This window comes from Aureibaculum algae (assembly GCF_006065315.1).
Taxonomy (GTDB): Bacteria; Bacteroidota; Bacteroidia; order Flavobacteriales; family Flavobacteriaceae; genus Aureibaculum; species Aureibaculum algae.
In genome coordinates this window covers 1,706,649-1,729,847 of the sequence record NZ_CP040749.1, presented here as the reverse complement: position 1 = coordinate 1,729,847, position 23,199 = coordinate 1,706,649, and the positions used below count along the sequence as shown (strand labels likewise).

Annotated in this window: 20 protein-coding genes; 13 read left to right on the top strand and 7 right to left on the bottom strand. The window is 33.2% G+C overall.

Annotation, left to right across the window (positions count from 1 at the left end):
* Positions 1–15: 15 nt before the first annotated feature.
* The 3 genes from FF125_RS07100 to FF125_RS07090 are packed head-to-tail and all read right to left on the bottom strand — an operon-like array spanning position 16 to position 3,464.
* A complete protein-coding gene (locus FF125_RS07100) occupies positions 16–624 on the bottom strand; it encodes a LysE family translocator (protein ID WP_138949108.1) in 609 nt (202 codons plus the stop codon).
* Between the two features lie 2 nt (positions 625–626).
* Complete coding sequence (locus FF125_RS07095) at positions 627–2,084, bottom strand: polysaccharide biosynthesis C-terminal domain-containing protein (protein ID WP_138949107.1); 1,458 nt, start codon at positions 2,082–2,084, stop codon at positions 627–629.
* Between the two features lie 3 nt (positions 2,085–2,087).
* Positions 2,088–3,464: an MATE family efflux transporter gene (locus FF125_RS07090; RefSeq protein ID WP_250629700.1), complete on the bottom strand. Its 1,377-nt coding sequence runs from the start codon at positions 3,462–3,464 to the stop codon at positions 2,088–2,090.
* 113 nt (positions 3,465–3,577) lie between these two features.
* On the opposite strand from FF125_RS07090, the gene FF125_RS07085 reads away from it, so the two are divergent.
* Positions 3,578–4,378: a tryptophan-rich sensory protein gene (locus FF125_RS07085; RefSeq protein WP_138949106.1), complete on the top strand. Its 801-nt coding sequence runs from the start codon at positions 3,578–3,580 to the stop codon at positions 4,376–4,378.
* Positions 4,379–4,584: 206 nt separating this feature from the next.
* The gene (locus FF125_RS07080) at positions 4,585–5,046 is read left to right on the top strand and encodes a CAP domain-containing protein (RefSeq protein ID WP_138949105.1); all 462 of its coding nucleotides are present in this window, start codon (positions 4,585–4,587) and stop codon (positions 5,044–5,046) included.
* A 234-nt stretch (positions 5,047–5,280) separates the two neighbouring features.
* On the opposite strand, the gene dnaK is transcribed toward FF125_RS07080, so the two are convergent.
* Positions 5,281–7,188 (bottom strand): molecular chaperone DnaK, encoded by a 1,908-nt coding sequence (gene dnaK / locus FF125_RS07075; protein WP_138949104.1) that lies wholly within the window; start codon positions 7,186–7,188, stop codon positions 5,281–5,283.
* A 384-nt stretch (positions 7,189–7,572) separates the two neighbouring features.
* Between dnaK and FF125_RS07070 the strand changes: the two genes are divergently transcribed.
* Together FF125_RS07070 and FF125_RS07065 are read left to right on the top strand one after the other, a co-directional pair.
* Positions 7,573–8,997, top strand: coding sequence for an L-serine ammonia-lyase (locus FF125_RS07070; protein WP_138949103.1), 1,425 nt, complete (start codon positions 7,573–7,575; stop codon positions 8,995–8,997).
* Between the two features lie 82 nt (positions 8,998–9,079).
* A complete protein-coding gene (locus tag FF125_RS07065; RefSeq protein ID WP_138949102.1) occupies positions 9,080–10,597 on the top strand; it encodes a glycoside hydrolase family 10 protein in 1,518 nt (505 codons plus the stop codon).
* Between the two features lie 191 nt (positions 10,598–10,788).
* Here FF125_RS07065 and FF125_RS07060 read toward each other — a convergent pair whose 3' ends face one another.
* The 3 genes from FF125_RS07060 to yaaA all read right to left on the bottom strand — a co-directional run bounded on the left by FF125_RS07060 (position 10,789) and on the right by yaaA (position 13,177).
* Positions 10,789–11,148, bottom strand: coding sequence for an endonuclease domain-containing protein (locus tag FF125_RS07060; protein ID WP_117885516.1), 360 nt, complete (start codon positions 11,146–11,148; stop codon positions 10,789–10,791).
* 207 nt (positions 11,149–11,355) lie between these two features.
* Complete coding sequence (locus tag FF125_RS07055; RefSeq protein WP_175418882.1) at positions 11,356–12,408, bottom strand: tetratricopeptide repeat protein; 1,053 nt, start codon at positions 12,406–12,408, stop codon at positions 11,356–11,358.
* 10 nt (positions 12,409–12,418) lie between these two features.
* Positions 12,419–13,177 carry a peroxide stress protein YaaA gene (yaaA, locus tag FF125_RS07050; RefSeq protein WP_138949100.1) on the bottom strand — a complete coding sequence of 253 codons (759 nt, stop codon included), beginning with the start codon at positions 13,175–13,177 and terminating at the stop codon, positions 12,419–12,421.
* A gap of 177 nt (positions 13,178–13,354) precedes the next feature.
* Here yaaA and FF125_RS07045 point away from each other — a divergent pair, with 177 nt between their 5' ends.
* From FF125_RS07045 to FF125_RS07005, 9 genes are all read left to right on the top strand, one after another.
* Positions 13,355–14,608 (top strand): glycoside hydrolase family 27 protein, encoded by a 1,254-nt coding sequence (locus tag FF125_RS07045; protein ID WP_138949099.1) that lies wholly within the window; start codon positions 13,355–13,357, stop codon positions 14,606–14,608.
* A gap of 5 nt (positions 14,609–14,613) precedes the next feature.
* Positions 14,614–15,099, top strand: coding sequence for a GNAT family N-acetyltransferase (locus FF125_RS07040; protein WP_138949098.1), 486 nt, complete (start codon positions 14,614–14,616; stop codon positions 15,097–15,099).
* 162 nt (positions 15,100–15,261) lie between these two features.
* Positions 15,262–15,933 carry a DNA alkylation repair protein gene (locus FF125_RS07035; protein WP_138949097.1) on the top strand — a complete coding sequence of 224 codons (672 nt, stop codon included), beginning with the start codon at positions 15,262–15,264 and terminating at the stop codon, positions 15,931–15,933.
* A 75-nt stretch (positions 15,934–16,008) separates the two neighbouring features.
* Positions 16,009–16,482, top strand: coding sequence for an SRPBCC family protein (locus FF125_RS07030; protein ID WP_138949096.1), 474 nt, complete (start codon positions 16,009–16,011; stop codon positions 16,480–16,482).
* Positions 16,483–16,724: 242 nt separating this feature from the next.
* Complete coding sequence (locus FF125_RS07025; protein WP_138949095.1) at positions 16,725–17,051, top strand: hypothetical protein; 327 nt, start codon at positions 16,725–16,727, stop codon at positions 17,049–17,051.
* Between the two features lie 89 nt (positions 17,052–17,140).
* A complete protein-coding gene (locus FF125_RS07020) occupies positions 17,141–17,608 on the top strand; it encodes a YehS family protein (protein WP_138949094.1) in 468 nt (155 codons plus the stop codon).
* Positions 17,609–17,934: 326 nt separating this feature from the next.
* Positions 17,935–20,445: a cation-translocating P-type ATPase gene (locus FF125_RS07015; RefSeq protein WP_138949093.1), complete on the top strand. Its 2,511-nt coding sequence runs from the start codon at positions 17,935–17,937 to the stop codon at positions 20,443–20,445.
* 187 nt (positions 20,446–20,632) lie between these two features.
* Entirely contained in the window at positions 20,633–22,411 is a 1,779-nt protein-coding gene (locus FF125_RS07010) for a glycoside hydrolase family 9 protein (RefSeq protein ID WP_138949092.1), read from the top strand.
* A complete protein-coding gene (locus FF125_RS07005; protein ID WP_138949091.1) occupies positions 22,404–23,129 on the top strand; it encodes a polysaccharide deacetylase family protein in 726 nt (241 codons plus the stop codon). Before FF125_RS07010 ends, FF125_RS07005 begins: the two co-directional genes overlap by 8 nt.
* The last annotated feature ends 70 nt before the right edge of the window (positions 23,130–23,199 follow it).

Genomic DNA, 23,199 nt, shown 5'->3' with positions numbered 1-23,199 from the left:
GATTTAATTTTCAATCTAACTCTTTAAGATTGCTATTAATCCCAACATAAAAAACAGTCCACTTAAAATATAATTTATGTTTGTGGCAATAAATTTGGCACGCTTGGTTATTACTCCTGCAAAAAAAACATAAAGAACAAATAAGATGAATGAACCTAAGCCTGACCCAACAATAAACAAAGTAATATAAGGCTGTTCCATTATTAACTGACCATTAACTTCAAAATAAGTGGTGAGTCCGAAATAAAAAGGAATGGCCAACATGTTTATTGCAGACATTACCATTCCTATAAAAAATAAATTCCCTTTTTTTGACTTCCCTTCTGCATTAAATGTTTTTCGAGCTTGTAGAAAGAAAAATAGTGCCAATAAAAAAAAAACAATAATTGCTGCTATTTTCAAATTATCAAATACGTTAGGATTTTCACTTAAATAACTTGCAAAAACCAATGCAATTGAAGCTTGAATAAAAACAATAGCTGACGCTCCAGCAGAAAATACTACCCCTGCCCTCTTTCCTTGTTCTATAGTTGTCCTAACTGCGGTCATGTTTAGCATACCTGGAGCTAACAAGCCTAAAAAAGCAGATATAATTCCCAAAAAAAGATGAAAAACATATGCCATATTTATCGAGGAATGTATTTATTAATTAAGCCGTTTACATCTTCTGAAATACGAAACTTATATACTGTAAAAGTATAAATAATAGTAACCGCAATAGACTTTATAAATATGTTTACCAATGCATGAAATGGTAATTCTATAAAATAAAATGCAAAAAACAGGACTAAAATCACAGTCAATATTGCTATTGTTTTAGTTGTAAAGGGTTGCATATTCATTTTTACCTGAATGTATATAATTTTAATAGTACTAAAAACTAGTACTACAATTAAGGTTGCTAAGGCAGCACCATCTATTCCTAAAATTTCTATTAACCATTTATTTAAAAAGATAACACTTAATGCCATGGCTATAGAGAAATAGAAAAACACTCTATAATGATCAGAATTAGTTAAAATGGCCCCATTTGTACCTAACGCTAGCTTATACATTTCGGAAATAGAAATCATCAATACAATCATCCCTCCTACTGCATATTCTGGTTTATTTATTAATCCATATAAATCTTGAATATTCAAATTGATAAGTAAAAACAATAACCCTCCAGCTACTAATAGCGTTATAGAACTTTTTTTATACAAGCTTAAAACCTCTTTTAAGTTATTGTTATTGAGCTCTTTAGCCGTTAGCGGATTAATAATTTGCTGCATTGCCCTTGACGGAATAGCTATAACTGAAGCTATATAAATACCTACTGCATAATAGGCAACCTCAGCAATTTGCTCCAGTTGTGGAATCATGAACTTATCAATATCTAATAAAATTCCACTTGCCGATCCTGCTAAAATAATATAAAATGAATAGGACAAAATCTCACGACTATTTTTAGGAAACTTAAAAATAAATTCAGGCTTATATAATGTAAAAGCATACATCATCATTATAACCATTCGTAACCCGTAAACAATAGTAATAGCATATATAAACTGCTCTTCAGTAATCCATTTAAAATGCACAGCAAACAATAAAAAAGTGGCACAAATTCGAGCAAACATCTCTTTGATAAAATTGCCAAAAACGGACTGGTACTGCACTTTACTAAAAGAATAAAACACTTCAAAATAACCAATAAAAATTGCGGTTAAAAAAATAAGATAGGTATAGGGTTTAATTATTGCGTTTTCCACAGATAACCAGTTTGCAATACTTTCATACGTATAAGCTCCTATAAAACCTAAGGGTATAATAATAAATAAGGGCATTACCAATGCACTGGTTAAAAATTGATCTTGCTCGTATTTTGTTTGAAATGAAGTAAAAAATTTAATGATAGTATGCTGCATACCGAGTACCATTAAGGGCGATAAAATATTAGCAGTCGATAATAAAAAGGTATTAAGACCATAATAGTCTTCGTGTAAAAAATGCGTATAAATAAATAATACATTAATACCACCAATTGCAAAACCTAAAAAAAGAATCAGGGTGTTGGTAAATGATTGTTTTAAAACAATACCCATTTATTAAATGCTTTGATTAATTAATTTCTTGGTTAAATAATTAAATCGAATATACAATAATATTCCAGAGGCAGTTAAACCTGCCAACAATCCTAACCAGATCCCCACACTACCATACACATCTTCCTTTCCTAAAAAATAAGAAATGGGAAAACCAATTAGCCAATAGGCAATGAAAGTTATTATCGTAGGTATCTTAACATCTTGTAAACCTCTTAAGGCCCCCAACACAGCAACTTGTAATCCGTCAGAAATTTGAAAAACAGCAGACACTAATAATAATTTAGCAGCGATACTCACCACTTCTAAGTTATCAATTTGATTGACTAGGTCATATTCATCTACGTAAATTCTTGGCAACTCTTGATTGAATATCATAAATACCAATGCGAAAATAATATCTAAAAAGAAGGTCAGTATAAATATGGAAAAAGCAATACGTCGCAATTCCTTAAAGTTTTTTAATCCTTTTTGATTCCCTACTCTAATCATTGCGGTAACACTTAAGCCCATAGCCACCATAAAAGTCATGGAAGACAAGTTTAGTGCAATTTGATTTGCCGCTTGTGGATTTTTACCCAATACACCGCTTAACCAAATGGCAGCCGTAAAAATAGCCACCTCAAAAAACATTTGCAAGGCTGAAGGAAAGCCAAGATTTATTATTTTTTTGAGTATACTTTTCTTTATATTTTTAAAACTAAATCGCTCAAAATAAGGTTTGAATTTTGTTTTTGATTTTAACAATAACCATATATAACCCAACATTACAATCCTTGAAACCAATGTTCCAATCGCTGCTCCGATAATACCCATTTCTGGAAATCCAAATTTTCCAAAAATCAATAAATAATTCAACACTACATTTATAACATTTGCGATAATGGTAGCATACATGGCGTACTTGGTCTGTGACAAGCCATCTGCAAATTGTTTAAAACCCTGAAAAATAATTAATGGAATTAAAGAAAAAGCAACCAAATCTAAATAAGGAATTGCTAATGCTACCACTTCTTCTGGTTGGCTCATATGATACATCAACGGTTTTATCGCCAAGATCATTAAAAATAAAACAATCCCGAGAACGGTGCATAAAATTAAGCCATGATTAAAAGTTTGTTTTCCCTTTTCTATATTTTTTTCACCATCTGCTTCTGCAACTAAAGGCGTAATCGCAGTTGAAAAACCAATACCCAAACTCATCGCTATAAAAACAAAACTATTTCCTAAAGATACCGCTGCCAATTCAGCAGTTCCCATTTGACCCACCATAATATTATCAATAAAACTAACCAACGTATGACCAATCATGCCTAGCATAACTGGGTAAGCCAATTTTAAATTATAGCGAAATTCTGATGTATATGTTTTAAGATTCAAAAAAGTTTGATTTTTAATGTTTGCAAAGGTAATAGATTTTGTTAGAGGACAAATACGAAGTAGATAAATACATTTTGTTTTGAAATAAGATATTAAATTATTATTTTAGAGGGATGAACGCTATAAAAAATCAGCAAAAGTTTTCTATACTTAATTCCTTATCCGTAATTATTGCTATTGGAATTAATTATTATTCTCAAGTTTATAAAGTTAATGGAAATACGATTGGCGGTCTCAGCGATAAATACACCAACTTATTTACACCTGCTGGGTATGCTTTTTCTATTTGGGGTATTATTTATTTAGGACTAATTGCTTTTTGTGGTTTTCAAATTTATCAAACATTCAAGCTCAAAAAAATTAATGAATTTATTAACCAAACGGGTTATTGGTTTGCATTAACCAATTTAGCAAATGCAGCTTGGGTATTCGCATGGCTCTATGAAAACACGCTACTTTCTTTAGGTATTATGCTTGTAATGCTTATTTCTTTGACAAAAATAATTTTAAATACAAATATGGAGCGTTACGATGCTTCCAAAAAAATAATTGCGTTTTATTGGTGGCCAATTTGTATCTATTCTGGATGGATTACAGTTGCCACTATCGCCAATATTACGGCTTACTTGGCCAAAATTGAATGGAGTGGCTTTGGTATCTCTGAAATACAATGGACTATTATCATGATAATTGTTGCGACGTTATTAAATGCTCTTATGATTTACAAACGAAATATGAGAGAATTTGCCTTAGTTGGGGTTTGGGCATTGATAGCCATATATGTAAAACAGCAAAATGAATATGAAAGCATTGCTTATACGGCTTTAATAGGAGCCCTTATTCTGTTCGGCTATGTTATGTATCATGGATTTAAAAACAGAAAAACCAATCCGTTTTTCCTAAAACAACCTTAGAAACGTATTTAAATTTAGTACTTGAACACCAAAAATGACTTAAAAATCATAACATACTACCTGCAGCTCAATTAAGTCTAATCATACCTTTTAAACTCCTAAATACAGTTACTAATACGGTTCTTTTATTACTTCATATATTCAATTTTATACTAAACATTCCAAATTATAGTTATATAAACAACTAACTATAAGAACTTAATCATATGAAAGTCCTATTTAAATATAGTATTTTACTATTATTATTCGTATCGATATCTTCATGTTCTGAAGATAATACGGATGAAGTTTTCGTTGAAACAAGTATTACTGATAAAATATTTAATTTAGTAAATGCTCATAGAGAAAGTAAGGGACTTGAAATACTATCAAGAAATACTACTGCTGATAATCTTGCCATTGACCATAGCAAATATATGATTGCAAAAGATAAGATTAGCCACGATAATTTTAGTTCGAGAGCTAATAACTTAAAAAGAAATGAAAATGCAAAAGGTACCGGTGAAAATGTAGCTTATGGTTATAATACAGCCGAAAAAGTGGTCACTGCATGGTTAAACAGTTCAGAACATAAAGATAATATCGAAGGCAATTTTACACATACAGGTATCGCTGCTGTTCAAAACGCTGAAGGTACTTATTATTTTACGCAACTTTTTTACAGATAAATTATAATAAAAATGAACTTTAACTGTTATAGTTATCCAACAAAGCAATTGACCCGCTAAATACTTATATATATTTCTGATACTAATCAGATCCAAAACCAAAAAATCCCGTTCCAACTATTGGAACGGGATTTTTGTTTTACATGTTGTCATTCCGAGGCACGAGGAATCTGTTCAAATGACAAGTACTGTTCATAAGATTCCTCCTTCGTCGGAATGACAAATAAGAATAAATTAATCTTCTTTTACTTCTTCGAAATCTACATCTTGTACATCATCACCTTCAGTAGCTGAAGAACCTTCCGCTTCTCCTCCTGCATTACCGGCAGCTCCACCTTCTTGTTCTGCTTTGTACATCTCTTCAGAGGCAACTTTCCAAGCTTCATTTATCTTTTCCATGGCAGTATCTATTTGTGCCAAGTCTTTAGACTCATGTGCTTTTTTCAATTCCTCTAAAGCAGCTTCAATAGGTTCTTTTTTATCAGCAGATAATTTTTCACCAAACTCTTTTAATTGTTTTTCTGTTTGGAAAATCATTGCATCAGCACCATTGATTTTTTCAGCAGTTTCTTTTGCTTGTTTATCTGATTCAGCATTAGCTTCAGCATCTGCTTTCATTTTTTTGATATCATCTTCTGACAATCCTGAAGAAGCTTCAATACGAATGTTATGCTCTTTACCTGTACCTTTATCTTTAGCTGATACATTGATAATACCATTGGCATCAATATCAAATGTTACTTCAATTTGTGGTACACCTCTTTGTGCTGGTGGAATTCCATCTAAATGAAAACGGCCAATTGTTTTATTATCGGCTGCCATAGCACGCTCACCTTGTAACACATGAATTTCTACTGAAGGCTGGTTGTCAGCTGCAGTTGAAAATACTTGCGATTTTTTAGTTGGTATTGTCGTATTGGCTTCAATTAATTTAGTCATTACATTACCCATAGTTTCAATACCTAAGGCTAATGGCGTAACATCTAATAAAAGTACATCTTTTACATCTCCAGTTAATACACCACCTTGAATTGCAGCACCTACAGCAACTACCTCATCAGGGTTTACACCTTTATGTGGCTCTTTACCAAAGAATTTTTTTACTTCTTCTTGAATTTTAGGAATACGAGTTGAACCACCTACTAAAATTATTTCATCAATATCAGTAGTTTTAAGATCAGCATCTTTTAACGCTTTTGCTACAGGATCCATTGAACGTTTCACTAAATCATGTGCTAATTGTTCAAATTGAGCTCTAGTTAATTTTTTTACCAAGTGTTTTGGTACATTATCAACAACAGTAACATAAGGTAAATTAATCTCTGTTTGTGTACTTGATGATAATTCAATCTTAGCTTTTTCAGCAGCTTCTTTTAAACGTTGTAAAGCCATTGGATCTTTTCTAAGATCAACGTTTTCGTCTTTTTTAAAGGCATCTGCTAACCAATCAATAATTACTTGATCAAAATCATCACCACCTAAATGTGTATCTCCATTTGTAGATAATACTTCAAAAACACCATCACCAATTTCTAAGATAGAGATATCAAAAGTACCACCACCTAAATCGTAAACCGCAATTTTTTTATCTGCACCAGATTTATCTAATCCGTATGCCAATGCAGCCGCTGTAGGCTCATTGATTATACGACTCACTTTTAAACCTGCTATTTCACCAGCTTCTTTTGTAGCCTGACGTTGTGCATCATTAAAATATGCAGGTACAGTTACAACAGCTTCTTTAACCTCATGACCTAAATAGTCTTCGGCTGTTTTTTTCATTTTTTGCAATATCATTGCTGAGATTTCTTGTGGCGTATACATTCTGCCATCAATATCAACTCTTGGTGTATCATTGTCTCCTTTAACCACTTTATAAGGTACACGTTCTGCCTCTTTTTTAGATTCAGAATACTTGTTACCCATAAAACGTTTAATTGAATATACCGTTCTTGTAGGATTAGTTACTGCTTGTCTTTTAGCAGGGTCACCAACTTTACGTTCGCCACCATCAACAAATGCTACAATAGAAGGAGTTGTTCTTTTCCCTTCTGCATTAGGAATTACTACTGGCTCATTACCTTCCATTACAGAAACACATGAGTTGGTTGTTCCTAAATCTATTCCTATAATTTTACTCATAATATAAATATTTAGATTTTTAGATTATTCTTTTTGATTACTGATTGTAATTAGTCAATCTTTATGCCAACGCTAATATAAATTGATTTTGACAGCATTTTTTTTATAATTATGACAGACTGGCAGTTTTAGTAGTGCTTACGCTTAGGGCAACATGGCATAATCAACTAATGATTGCCTATTATATATTCAATTAAGACATAAGTGCCGAGAAAAAATAAATTCCTAATAATTCAAAACCCTTTCGTTAGAATTTGGTTCATGTAATTTGAAGTTTCCCACTTCACTAATCTGACGTTATACTCCCTTTCCTTTTCAATTATAATTACTAAGTTTACTCAAATGTTTTATCTATTTTTGATTATTAGTTTCTAAGAGAATTATATGGAATGTATTTCGGTATTTGATATGTTAAAAATTGGTGTAGGACCTTCTAGTTCACACACCTTAGGGCCTTGGCGTGCGGCAGAACGATGGATAAAAGAATTAAAGGCTTCCCACAAATTTGATACCGTTGAAAAAATAACGGTTGATTTATATGGTTCTTTATCCTTAACGGGGAAAGGACATGCTACTGATTATGCCGTATTACTTGGCTTAAGTGGTGCAGACCCTGAAACGATACCTACACAAAGTATCGAGGCTATTATTGCTGCCATAAAAATAAACAAAGCCTTATCTTTTAATAACGAAAAAATACTAGCTTTTAATCCGGAAACGGACATTGTTTTTAACAGAAAATTTCTTCCCTTTCATGCCAATGGAATGACTTTTACAGCTACCATTTCGGGTAAAAAAAGCCGTTCTACCCTCTACTCTATTGGCGGTGGATTTGTAGTGAAAGAAGAACGTAAAAACTCTAAAAAAAATAAACAAATTTTCTCAAATACATTTCCTTATCCCATTAGACTTGGTACGGAGTTATTGGCGTATTGTAAAGATCAAAACCTTTCCATATCTGATGTGGTTTTAGAAAATGAAAAAGAATTACGAACGCCTGAGAAGATTGATTATGAATTCCATCGCATTTGGAATACCATGTTAGAATGTATGTATACGGGCTGCCATACCGAGGGTAATTTACCTGGAGGACTCAATGTAAGACGTCGTGCTTTTGACACTCATAAAAACTTAATTGGTGTATCCTTATATAACAACCCTCAAGAATGGCTTGAATCAATTAGAAATACCGAAGTTAAATTTAGACAAATACTTAAATGGGTAAGTTGTTTTGCCTTAAGTGTTAATGAAGTAAACGCCTCATTAGGGCGTGTAGTGACCGCACCAACAAACGGAAGTGCTGGTGTAATACCCGCCGTATTGATGTATTATTTGGTTATTGAAAACCATGAGGCTAGTTTTAATGAAATTAAAAAATTCTTATTGGTGGCAGGCGAAATTGGTAGTATCTTTAAAAAAGGGGCAACCATATCTGCTGCAATGGGTGGTTGTCAGGCTGAGATTGGTGTTTCAGCTGCGATGGCAGCAGGTGCATTGACCGAATTATTAGGTGGCACACCAGATCAAGTATTAATTGCCGCTGAAATTGCGATGGAACATCATTTAGGTTTGACTTGTGATCCTATCGGTGGTTTGGTACAAGTGCCTTGTATAGAACGTAATTCTATGGGTGCCATAAAAGCCATCCATGCGGCTGAATTGGCTTTAGATACTGATCCTATAAATGTAAAGGTGCCCTTTGATAAGGTAGTAAATACCATGTGGGAAACCGCAAAAGACATGAATAATAAATACAAAGAAACGTCAACAGGTGGCTTAGCCGTTAATGTTGCATTGTCTGATTGTTAAGACCTCACCCAGAAATACCGAAAAGGTCTTTCTGACCTCTTCGAAGGAGAGGTAAATTGATAATATTATTTAGATTAAGAATATGTTTAAGAAGATAAATTACACAATAATAATTGTATTATTCTCTGCACAATTTATTTTTGCCCAAAAAATAAATCATGAGTTTAGAGGGGTTTGGGTAGCAACGGTCAATAATATTGATTGGCCTAGCAAAAAGAATTTAAATCCAACTAAACAAAAAGCAGAACTTATAAAACTGTTAGATCAGTTTAAAGACTTGAATTTTAATGCAATCATTTTTCAAATCCGCCCTACGGCAGATGCTTTTTATAATTCCAGTTATGAACCGTGGTCGGCCTATTTAACCGATAGTATTAACAGTCCGCCAAAACCCTATTACGACCCGTTAGCCTTTGCAATTGCAGAAACTCATAAAAGGGGAATGGAATTTCATGCATGGTTAAATCCTTATCGGGTTTTAATTAATTATAAAAATACGACAACAAAACCGTTAGCATTACTCAAAGAAAAGCCAGATTGGTTTTTAAACTATGGAGAAACCACTTATTTTAATCCAGGTGTACCCGAAGTTAGAACCTATACCAATAAAGTGGTGGCAGAAATTGTTCAGAACTATGATATAGATGCCATCCATTTTGACGATTATTTTTACCCTTATAAAATTGCCAACGAAGTATTTCCTGATGCCGATGCCTTTAAAAAATATGGAGGTAAATTTTATCCCAATCAAATTGATAATTGGCGTAGAGACAATGTGAATACCATCATTGAAGAATTACATACAACTATAAAATCCATTAAACCTTGGGTACAATTTGGCATTAGTCCTTTTGGCGTATGGCGTAATAAAGCTGATGACCCAACAGGCTCTAATACCGATGCCGGACAAACCAACTACGACCATTTATATGCCGATGTTTTACTTTGGACAAAAAAAGGTTGGTTAGATTATATTCTTCCTCAAATTTATTGGCAAATTGGCCATGATAAAGCCGACTATAAAACAATAGCAGAATGGTGGACTAAAAACAACTATAATACCAATCTATATATTGGGCAAGCCATGTATCGCTTAGGAGGTAAAACAGATGAAGCATGGAAACAAAAAAATAAAACAGAAATTGAAAAGCAATTAGATTTGAATAGGTCTTTACCTACGATTAAAGGTTCAACTTATTTTAGTGCCAAAAGCTTTAATAAAAATGCCTTTGGTATTAATAAAATATTAAAGGAGAACTATTATCAACACCCAACATTACCGCCACCAACCAATAAAAAGGTTTCATTTTTTCCTGCTCCCGTTTCTCATATAAAGCTCACGAAAATAAAAGGTAGAAAATATCAATTATCATGGGAAAAACTACCCGAAAATATGGCTAAAGAAGCGGTAAAATTCTTGGTATATAAATTTGAAAGAGATGAAGCTCTGGCAATTAATAATCCTTCAAAAATAATTGCTTTAACAGGAGAAACGCATATCAACTTAAACAAACGCGATTTAAAAAAACGAACCACTTTTGTTATAGTTCCTGTGAGTAGAAACAATAATGTTGGTGAGGGTGAAGTTTTTGTTTATTAAACCCCTCCGCCCTTTTACTTTATTATAAAAATTCAATATTACTAACTGGGCACCTCCCCTTGAAAAAAGGGGAGGAATTTTTATTCTATTATACGAGAGGAAAATTTGATAACTTTTTAATTCTCCTCCTTTTTCAAGGAGGAGTGGATTTATGTGTGCGAAAGCAAAACATAAAGACGAGGTGGTAAACGCTAATCTATAAAATAACTACCAATCTCTTCTAACACTCCTTCCAAACTTTCAAAAACCAACTTATTTTCAAATCTAACAATTTTATATCCTAAATCTTCCAATAAACGGGTTCGTTCCTCATCATAATTTTGTTGTGCTAAACCTAAATGTACAGCACCATCAAGCTCTATAATTAGGTTTTCAGAAGCACAATAAAAATCTACAATATAGTTATCAATACTATGTTGTCTTCTAAATTTCCTTCCTCTTAACTGTTTTCTCTGAAGCGATATCCATAAAGTAGCTTCCGCTGATGTAGATTTATTGCGAAGTGCTTTTCTGCGTTCTTCCAGATATTTACGGTTGTGTAGTTTACTCATATAGTATTTTTTGACCCCGTCGCCTTTCTACTTTATCATAAAAATTAAATTTTACTACTGGGCACCTCCCCTTGAAAAAAGGAGGAGAATTAAAAAGGTAAAAAAATATTTCATTTAACTAACCTAATAAGCACCATCTCATTTTCACCTGATATATTCGCATCTAAAAAATAACCTTCATTCAGAATGCCCTTTAAGCCAATTACCTTAAAGTCTTTTCAAGAATTCAACAAACCATATTTCATCAGGGCTATTTTCATTTGCTAATGAAGTAAGTGCATCCATTTTTGATTTATCATCTTCTAATTCAACTGGGCCATCATCATCAATATTTATAGTATTTACTAAAAATCCAAAAGGCATTAAGTTTTCATTCAGACTCAATTGACGATCTTTAGGAAAACCATCAGTAAAAAAAACTGGCCTTTCAAATTTGTTTGCTTTTAAGATACTCAACAACAAAAGATCACATCTAAACAAATAGGTTTCTTCATAGGTTGGATTAACTGTCCAAGCAAAGTCACTTATTGTAATTTTTTGTGGAGCCCATTCTTGAATTTCTAGATTATCCAGGGTTTCCTCAGGTACATCAAACGTAACCACTTTCTGTTTTACTAAAAAGGTAGCATACCAAGAAGACTCTAGTAAATTAGCATCAACTACTGCAATATCTTCTCGATACCCTTCAACAATTTGCAAATACCAAAGTGGAATAGTGAGTTGATCTCCAGATGTAAATAAAATGGAATTTTCATTACAAGAATCTAATATTTTCTTGTTTAATGCAAGTATAAATTCACTAAACCCACCTCTTTTTTTTCCTTCATTAAAGGCCCATAATGCTTGTTCTTTTTGACCTTTGTGCCAATAGGTCATTGCCATACTTCCCCATTCAGAAGTAATTTTTGAATAAGGGTCTAACACTATGATTTCCCCTTCATATTTTGGGGTCAATTTATTAACCGCTTCGAATTGCTCACTTGATTTAATGGTTAGATCAAGTTTCATAGAAATTAAACTTGCTCCATCCTTAGCATTTAAACGGCTATATGCATAGCCTAAAAAGTACTTCGCCTCTGTATTTTCTGGCTTTAATTGGACCGCCCTTTTTAAAACCTTAACAGCATTATCATAATCTTGTTCATCAAAACTTTTAGTAAACTCTGCTTTGCCTTCAGCTAAAAAACGCTCAAAATTGTCCTTTTGAGCATAAGTAATGGAAACAAAGAATACAAATAGAATAGTGACAATTATTTTCAAAATACTTTTTTTAACGTGTAAAAACCAACTCGGTTTCTGAAGACATATTTGCATCAAATGCATAACCTTCACTATTAAACCCTTTTAAACCTTCAACAGTAGCAACATCATGATCAATAATATAACGCACCATATAGCCTCTCGCTAATTTGGCATAGGTCATAATCATTTTATATTCACCATTTTTTAAGTCCTTGAAGACGGGAGTGACAATAGGTGATTTTAATAATTTTGGTTTTATAGCTTTAAAATATTCGTTACTTGCCAAATTAATAACAGGTTCATCATCTTTTAATTCATCATTTAAGGCCTTGGTAATAGCACCATCCCAAAACTGATAGAGATTCTCTTTTCTGCCAATTTTTAATTTTGTACCCATTTCTAATCGATAGGGTTGCATTAAATCTAAGGGTTTTAACAAACCATACTGCCCAGAAATTATACGTAATTTATCTTGCAATTGGTCTAATTTAGAAACAGGTAACGAAGCCATATCAATACCTTGAAATACAGCACCCGTAAAAGCATAAATAGCTTGTTTTGAATTGTCTGGAGTAAAAGGCACGTTCCAATGCTGATTTCTATCAAAATTTAATTGTCCCAAATTGTCTGAAATGTGCATTAGTTTAGAAAGCTGTTTGGCACTTTTCTTCTTTAAAACTGTGCTTAATTTTTCTGCTTCTTTTAAAAAAATGGGCTCTGAATATTTTTCGGTTGGCACTTCTGGTTCAAAATCTAATGACTTTGCTGGCGATATAATTACTTTCATAGTTCTCTTATTAAAATGTAAAAATACAAAGCAGATTTGACTAAACAATTGCTTTACTAACTAAATAATTGATGCCCTTATAGAAAAAGTTTATAAACTAAATAATTATTATATATTTAACCTAATTTAATATTTCACCCTAAATTTTTAGTCATTTTACAATGACCACAGACTTATATGTACAACATAAAACGAATTATATGTGTTCTTACCTTTATAACTGCTAGTTATCATTTTCAGGCACAAAAAGACAAAAATGAATCTCTAAAAACTAACACTAAAGCTCCACTTATGGGATGGGCTAGTTGGAATAATTATCGCGTAGACATTAACGAAGATATTATAAAATCGCAAGCCGATGCAATGGTATCTTCAGGCTTAAAAGATGCAGGTTATTCTTTTATTAATACGGACGATGGTTTTTTTGGTGGCAGAGATCAAAATGGAAATTTACTTGTACATAAAGAACGTTTTCCAAGTGGAATGCAATCATTGGCCGCTTATATTCATGCTAAAGGTTTAAAAGCAGGAATTTATTCAGATGCTGGTAGTAATACTTGTGCTTCATATTGGGATAAAGATACCATTGGTGTAGGTATGGGCTTATATGGACACGATGACCAAGATTTAGAATTGTTCTTAAAAAAATGGAAATACGATTTTATAAAAATTGATTGGTGTGGTGGTGAATGGTTAGGCCTCGATGAGCAAACCCGGTATACCGAAATTGGGGCTAAAATAAAAGCGATTAACCCTGAGGTAATTTATAATGTATGTCGTTGGCAGTTTCCTGGAAAATGGGTAACTCAAATTGCAGATTCTTGGCGGATTTCAGCAGATATCAATAATAAATTTCATTCTATTTTGGCTATAATTGATTTGAACGCCAACCTATGGCAATACAGTTCTAAAGGTCATTATAATGATATGGATATGCTCCAAGTAGGTCGCGGAATGTCTTACGAAGAGGATAAAACACATTTTTCAATGTGGGCTATTATGCATTCGCCTCTTTTATTGGGAAATGACTTGACAAATATGAGCAAGGAAACTGTTGAAATTATAACGAATAAAGAAATTATTGAGTTAAATCAAAGCTCTTATGTCTATCAGGCCAGACGTCTAGTAGATCATGGCGATTTAGAAGTTTGGGCCAAACCCTTACACTCCACTATAAGTGGCGAAGTTGCTGTGGCTTTACTAAACAGATCTGATAAAACCGAGAGTATTTCCTTTACGTTAGATCAAATTGGTTTAGATGGTAACATAGCCCATACCATGAAAGACTTATGGTCTAAAAAAACGTATGCTCTATCTTCTAAGAAATTAATTGAGATGACGGTCCCTTCACATGGCGTTGTGGTATTAAAAATAAAGGGGAAGTCTTTACCCTACAACGTGTTTCAATACAAGGATAAAAAGCAAGAATAAAATTGATGAAGAAAGCAAATACCATACAAATACGTAAAGCTAATCTGAAAGACCTAGCAACATTAAAACAATTTGAACAAGCCGTAATTGCATATGAACGCTCTTTTGCTTTAAATTTAAAGGAAGACCCCATCACGTATTATAATATAGAAAATCTCATTGAAAGCGATGATGCACAACTCATCGTTGCAATAATAGACGAGAAATTAGTAGGTTGTGGCTATGCACTCATAAAAGATGCTGCAGTTTATAAAAAACCAGACCAATATGCCTATTTGGGGTTTATGTATGTGTCACCTGAGCATCGTGGTAAAGGAGTCAATGCAATGGTAATCCAACATTTAATAACATGGTCTACGTCGAAAAATATTACTGAAATCCAATTGGATGTATATGCTGATAATGCAAGTGCTTTAAACGCCTATAAAAAAGTGGGATTTAAACCAGATTTATTAAAAATGAGGTTAAAACAAAAGTTACTTATTAAGTGATTTTTTGGAATGACCTCTCGACCACGCTAGAGATAACATGGAGAAAAATTGTAGAGTTATTAGGAGAGGTAAAAAATTACAAGTTTTCGATACATTTTTGCTAATGTAAAATCACTCCAACTGACCTAATTTATGAGGTAAAGTTACACCATTTAAAAAAATATGATTTCAGACTTTATAGACATATTAGCAATTGAATTTCAACAACAGGCAAACCCAACAATCGCTGTAGCTCAAAAAGCTTATATGCGAGGTCAATTTGAATATTTCGGATTAAAAACAGACACCAGAAGAGCCATTCAAAAACCATTTTTAATAAAGGCCTATCTACCTGAGAAAAAAGAACTAACTACACTGGTCAAAATACTATGGTTAAAACCGCAACGCGATTTCCATTATTTTGCACAAGAATTGGTATTTAAATATGTAAAGCAATTTGAAAAAGAAGACATTGCCTTGTTAGAATATATGGTTAGACACAACTCTTGGTGGGACACTGTAGATTATATTGCCGTTAAATTGATGGGGAGCTATTTTAAAAAGTTCCCAGAACAAAGAGTAACGTATTGTAGCAAATGGTTACAATCAGATAATATTTGGTTGCAACGGTCAGCATTGCTGTTTCAGTTAAAATATAAAACGGAAATGGACACACAACTTTTAAGTTCAACTATTACTTCACTATTAGGCTTCAAAGAATTTTTTATTAATAAAGCGATTGGTTGGGTATTACGAGAGTACAGTAGAACAAATCCGGACTGGGTAATTACATTTGTAGACAAAACGAAGCTAAGTAACCTAAGTAAAAAAGAGGCGTTGCGATTGTTAAACTAAACTCTACTTACTTCTCTACATGTTCATATTAATTGTAAATTTGATTAGACAAGTGTAACCAGAAATACCTAGAAAATGCCAAGCATTGAACTTCACACAGTAATAAATGCCACTATTGAAACTGTTTTTGACCTTTCAAGAAGTATTGATTTACACAAAATATCAACCCAACAAACTAATGAAGAAGCCATTGCCGGTAAAACAAGTGGTTTAATAGGTTTCAATGAAAGTGTGACTTGGCGGGCAAAACACTTTGGTATTTATCAAAATCTGACTTCACGAATTACAGAATTTGAGCGACCCAATTATTTTGCGGATGAAATGGAGCAAGGGGCGTTTCAAGAATTTAAACATGAACATCATTTCTCTGAAGTAAATGGAGAAACTCAAATGATTGATGTATTTACTTATAAATCGCCATTTGGTGTTTTTGGAAGATTAGCCGACACATTGTTTCTTGAAAAATATATGACGAAATTACTTATAAAACGAAATCGAATTGTTAAAGAGTTTGCCGAATCGGGTAAATGGAAGGCACTTTTAAAATAAAGCAAATGATACACGGGTTATGTATTAGAAATATAAACTTAAAAAAGAGCAATTAATAAAGAGTGACAACACAAGCCATAAGTTCAAATTGAAATGACACACTAAATACAAGTAATAAATTCAATTAATTGTTATTGACAACCTACTTATAAAAACCCTTTAATACTTCGTAAGGTTCAATTTCCTTTTACTAATTTAGCCGCGGTCAACGCCAATAATATATACTTATACATTCCCCAATTATGAAACAAGCTGAATTCTTAGAAAAAAATGTATTTACGGATTTAAAAAATGAAAATAACGGAGACGACAAAGCAACCGTAAATCATTTTTCTGAGTCCGATTTTGAAATTGTTCTTCAACGTGTTGAACATTTCGGAATTGGTTTGTATCAAATTGAGACTTTTGACAATGGAGAATCACATGGTATTGCCACACATAACGATTTTAAAAAGAAAGCCACTGACCCTCGATGGTACAAAAAGTCATTTTTGACCTTTAAAACGGGGCAATCGGGACTAACTTATTCCGCTACTTATAAAGTTTCTAATAAACTTTTAGCGAGATAGGGTAATTACTTAATTTTGTAGGTATGTAAAAGAGGATGCAAACAGTTTTAAAGCATCAAAATTGACCTCGATAATAAAAGAAAAAGAATATGACCAATAATGATATATTAAGACGCATTCGTTACCTGTTTAACTATAACGACGACAAAATGATTTCGCTTTTTAAATTAGCAGATTATGATGTAGATAAGGAAGGTTTACTGGCTTGGTTAAAAAAAGAAGAGGATCCTTTACTTGTAGAAATGGCTGATGTAGAACTTGCTACTTTTCTCAACGGACTTATTATTGAAAAACGAGGAAAAAGAGAAGGTCCTGCACCAATAGCAGAAGACCCATTAAGTAATAATATGATTCTTCGTAAACTAAAAATCGCATTAGATTTAAAAACGGATGATATTTTAGAGCTATTTGAATCTATCGATAAAAAAATAAGTAAACATGAATTGAGTTCATTTTTCCGCAGACCTGACCATAGATCTTATCGACCTTGTCTAGATCAGTACCTAAGAAATTTCCTTAATGCATTACAATCACAACACAAAAATAAGCTAGACTAACGCTTTGTAAAAGCATACCTTTCTACGGGCTATAAAATAATAAACGCGTTGTAAAACACGTACTGTTTACATCCAAACACGCTTTCATAACCCTCTTGGTATTAAGTCCTTATTTGTATTCATTCTTAGAATATTTCTCGTTAACTTTGGTTAAAAGTTCTAAATAGAACTCCTACTCCAACACTATTGAAGTACTGTTTTTTTTAGTAACTCTACTATAGATAAATTAGTTTTTGTTTATTAAATACAAGTCAAAATGTGTCTTTTACATATTTTAATTTCAAACAAATACTCGAAGTTCATAGTGCTAAATAGACGCTTTAACTATGCCTACAAATAATTTTAATATCAACGGGTTATCAAGTGAACAGGTTCTTATTGCAAGAGAAAAATACGGTAAAAACACCTTAAACTACAAGCAAGAAAATAATATCTTAGATGATATTAAAAAATTGGTCAAAGAGCCAATGATAATTCTTCTATTTGTAGCAGCTCTCATTTATTTAATTAGCGGTAACATTGGCGATGCTATCTTTCTAGCATCTGCTATTGTTCTGGTATCAATTATTTCCATATACCAAGATTCTAGAAGTAGAAATGCCCTGCAAAAACTTAAAAAACTTTCTCAACCTCATTGCAAAGTCATTAGAGATGGTCGTGTAGAAGAAATTAGTAGCGATGATTTAGTGGTTGGTGATAGTCTAATGGTTGAAGAAGGCACTTCAATTACTGCAGATGGCATAATAGTTCATTCTAATGATTTTTCTGTCAATGAATCTATTCTTACGGGAGAATCATTATCTGTTTTTAAAGACAAAAACAAAGAGGATAATTTATTATTCACAGGAACTACCGTTGCTAGTGGTTTGGCAATTGCTACCGTTACACATATTGGTAATGAAACTAAATTAGGAAAAATTGGGAAAAGTCTAGAAAGCATTAGCGAAGAAAAGACGCCGCTTGAATTGCAAATAACCAACTTCGTTAAGACAATGGTTATTTCAGGTTCTTTTGTTTTTATTCTGGTTTGGGTTATAAATTATTTTATTTCGTACAATTTATTAGATAGCTTGCTTAAGGCGTTAACACTAGCCATGAGTATTTTACCTGAAGAAATACCGATGGCATTCACATCGTTTATGGCCATTGGTGCTTGGCGACTCATGAAAATGGGGATTGTAGTAAAACAGATGAAAACGGTGGAGACACTAGGAAGTGCAACGGTAATCTGTACGGATAAAACAGGAACAATTACAGAAAACAAAATGAGTTTGGCCAAAATTTACACCCTAAACTCCAATAGAATTGTCTCTCCAGAAGCGGCTAATGAAGATGAAAAGGAATTGATAAAAATTGCGATGTGGGCAAGTGAACCCATTCCTTTCGATGCTATGGAAATAGCCTTACACCAAGCTTATGTCGATATAAAAGAAAAAGATGAACGTCCTAATTTTAAGTTAATCCATGAATATCCATTAGGTGGAAAACCACCAATGATGACGCATATTTTTGAGAATACTACTGGTAAAAGAATTATAGCTGCCAAAGGAGCTCCAGAAGCTTTGATAGCCATTTCAAATTTAACCTCAGCAGAAAAGCAAGAAATTAATAATGCTATTCAAAGCATTACCAGCAAAGGCTACAGAGTTTTAGGAGTGGGTGATAGTAATTTTAAGGGAACCAATTTTCCAAAAAACCAACAAGAATTTAAGTTTAACTTTATAGGAATCGTTGCCTTTTATGATCCTCCGAAAAAAAATATCAATAAAGTCTTTGAAGACTTCTACCAAGCTGGTATTTCAGTCAAAATTATTACGGGCGATAATGCAGCAACGACCAAAGCCATTGCCGAGCAAGTTGCATTCAAGGGTTTTGAACATAGTATTTCCGGTGATGAATTAATGAAATTGTCAGAAAAAGAGCTGGAAGAAAGTGTGATGAACACTAATATTTTCACCAGAATGTATCCTGAAGCAAAACTGAAAATTATCAATGCCTTAAAAGCAAAAAATCAAATTGTAGCCATGACTGGAGATGGTGTAAATGATGGTCCTGCTTTAAAAGCAGCTCACATTGGCATTGCCATGGGAAAAAAAGGTACAGAAATAGCCAAGCAAGCGGCTTCTCTAATATTGACAGAAGACGATTTATCGAAAATGGTGGATGCCATTGCCATGGGCCGGAGAATCTATACCAACCTAAAAAAAGCGATACAATACATCATATCCATTCACATCCCTATTATTCTTACTGTATTTATTCCATTGGCTTTAGGATGGATCTATCCAAATATTCTATCACCAGTGCACATTATTTTTTTAGAACTTATAATGGGACCAACCTGTTCTATAATATTTGAGAATGAACCCATGGAAAAAAATACCATGTTGCAAAAACCAAGACCGTTTACAACCACTTTTTTTAATTGGAGTGAGCTGACTACAAGTATTATTCAAGGTATCGCCATTACAATGGGTACATTAGCTATCTATCAATATTCGGTTTATATGGCCTATGACGAAGCTCTAACAAGGACAATGGTATTTACAGTATTAATTACTGCCAACATCTTTTTAACCCTCGTAAATAGATCTTTTTACTATTCCATCTTTACCACACTGAAATATAAAAATAATTTGGTATTATTGATTATTGCCATCACAGTTGCCATTACAGGAGTATTACTCTTTGTACCTCCACTAACCCGTTTCTTTGAATTTGAAGCACTTAGTATTTCTCAGTTGGCAATTTCTATCGCAATAGGTTTTATATCGGTAATTTGGTATGAATTCGTAAAAATCAAAACGAGACGTACAAATACGTCCGTTACCTTATGACTTATGCTTTTAAAAATACTGTCATTTGCATGCTATCCATTTTATTTCTACATTTGGTAACGGTGGTTAATAACACCTACTCCAACCTATTAGAACTGCGTTCATCTCTATAAATTATAGTGTCTTAAGGAAAGTAAAAAAAGGAGTGTAATGACATGAAATTAATGAGTAAAAAAAGCAATGATTTATGAGCATTATTCGAGTATTTTTCATTTTGTTGTTTGGGGCGTTCGTCATTAATTCTCAGGCACAATCGGAGATAGAGATTAGAATTAACTTACAAGGCTATCCAAGCAATATGCCCAAAAAAGCAGTTATTCTCAGTAAAGGAGCTCTAACCAATCCAGTTTTAGTATTAAAAAATGAGAAAGGAGAACCATTAAACGAATACAAGTCCTTTCCTCATGCAACGTCTTGGCATCCATTTTCTCATTATTATACAGCAGATTTTTCTGATTTTAAAATAGCAGGAACGTATCACTTTGAGTTAAAAGAACATCAAATTGAAAGTCAATTTTTCACTATTGGTGCTTATCCTAAATGGCAAGAAGATGTAGTTAGCTTTATAAGAACACAGCGTTGTGGTTTTAATCCATATACGAAACAGTTCTGCCATCAAAAAGATGGGTTAAGTTTCTTCGGTAAAAGGTTAGATTCTTCCAGAATTGATGCTACTGGTGGTTGGCACGATGCCGGCGACCAATTAAAATATCTTATAACGAGCAGTAACACGACAGCCAGATTATTGATGGCTTATCAAATGAAACCAACTATTTTTAATGATAAGTTTAATGCTAGAGGCCTTCCGAGTGCAAATAAATTACCCGATGTGCTCGATGAAGCCAAGTGGGGTCTAGAATGGATATTAAAACTTCATCCAAGTCCCGACGAACTATATCATCAAGTTGCAGATGATAGAGATCATAGAGGCTTTAAATTACCCCATGAAGAAAATGCTGATTATGGGTGGGGACCCAATAGTTTTAGACCTGTTTATTATGCTACAGGCAAACCACAAGGACTTTCCAAATACAAAAGCAAAGCCACAGGAATCGCTAATTTAGCAGGTCGTTCGGCTGCTACATTAGCATTGGGATATCAAGTCTTTAGCAAATTTAAGGAATACGAAGTCTTTGCTCAAACCTGTTTAAAGGCTGCACACGAATTATACAACATGGGCAAGCAGCAAGAAGGTTACCAGCAAGGTAACAGTTTTGGAGCTCCGTATCGCTATGAGGAAAATACTTGGGCAGATGATATGGAATGGGCTGCGGCTTCTTTGTATAAGATTTCTAAAAAGAAAAAATTTCTTAAAGATGCCAGAACTTATGCTAAAATCATGGGTAATTGGTCTTGGATGGAGCGAGATACTGCCAGCCACTACGAAATGTATCCCTTTGTAAATATGGGGCATTATGCCTTGTGGCAAGTTGGTGATTCAATAGACAAAAAAGAAATGAGTTCATATTACGAACATAATCTAGAAAATATAAAAAAGAGAGCAGAGAAAAACCCGTATGGGGTAGGTCATCTTTTTATATGGTGTTCTAATAATTTAGCTGCTGCAGTTGCTACACAAGCAATGTTATATGAAGAGATGACAGGTTCAAAAAAGTATCGTTTTCTCATGCAAAACCATATGAATTGGTTATTGGGATTAAATCCTTGGAATTCGAGTATGATTACAGAAATTCCTGAGAATGCTGATACACCAGTGGATGTACACATGCCATTTTGGAGAATTTATAAAAAGCCTATCAAAGGAAGCCTTGTTGATGGTCCACTTTGGTCCACTATTCACGATAATATGATTGGAATTACCCCATCTGAACCTGATGAATACGCTCATTTACAACCAAAACACATTAAGTATATGGATGACTGGGCAGATTATAGTACCAACGAACCAACGTTGGATGGTTCAGCAGAATTACTACTAATTTTAACCAAGTTGAGCAGTGAATAGACTAATTTTATGTTTTCTGATTTTTACAATCAACTTATCCCTTTATGCTCAAAACATAGTTGATAAAGAAGGGGCTGTTGTTAGGTCTGACACGTTGCAGAAAAAAATTTACCTATGTTTTACAGGACATGAATATGTAGATGGATTTGAACATGTATTAAGCGTTTTAAACAAACAAAAAATAAAAGGATCATTCTTTCTTACTGGTGATTTTGTGAGAAGTAATGAGGATTTAGTAAGAGACATTACAAAACAGGGGCACTTTGTGGGAGCTCATTCTGATAAACATCTCTTGTATTGCGATTGGACTAAAAGAGACAGCCTTTTATATTCAGAAACTCAAATAAAAGAGGATATTTTGCAGAATCTTCGTGCTTTGAAAAAGCTAGATATTCATCCAAAACATTTTATGCCACCTTATGAATGGCACAATAAAAAGGTGGTGAAAATAGCTTCTCAATTGAATCAAATTACGGTCAATTATTCTAGCGGAACACGTTCTAATGCAGACTATACTACCCCTGACATGGCCAACTATATCTCAAGCGATGATATCCTAGAAAGTATTTATAGTTATGAATCATTTAAGAATATGAATGGTTTTCATTTATTGATTCATCCTGGAACTAGCCCAAAAAGGAAGGATAAATTATATTTAAATCTAGATGGTCTAATTACAAAATTAAAGAAGAAAGGTTATCAATTCTCAAAGTTTTAATGGGCTGAGAGTTAGAAGAAAATGTATTATTAGTGAATTATTTTACTGAGAAGAAAAATCATAACAAAAA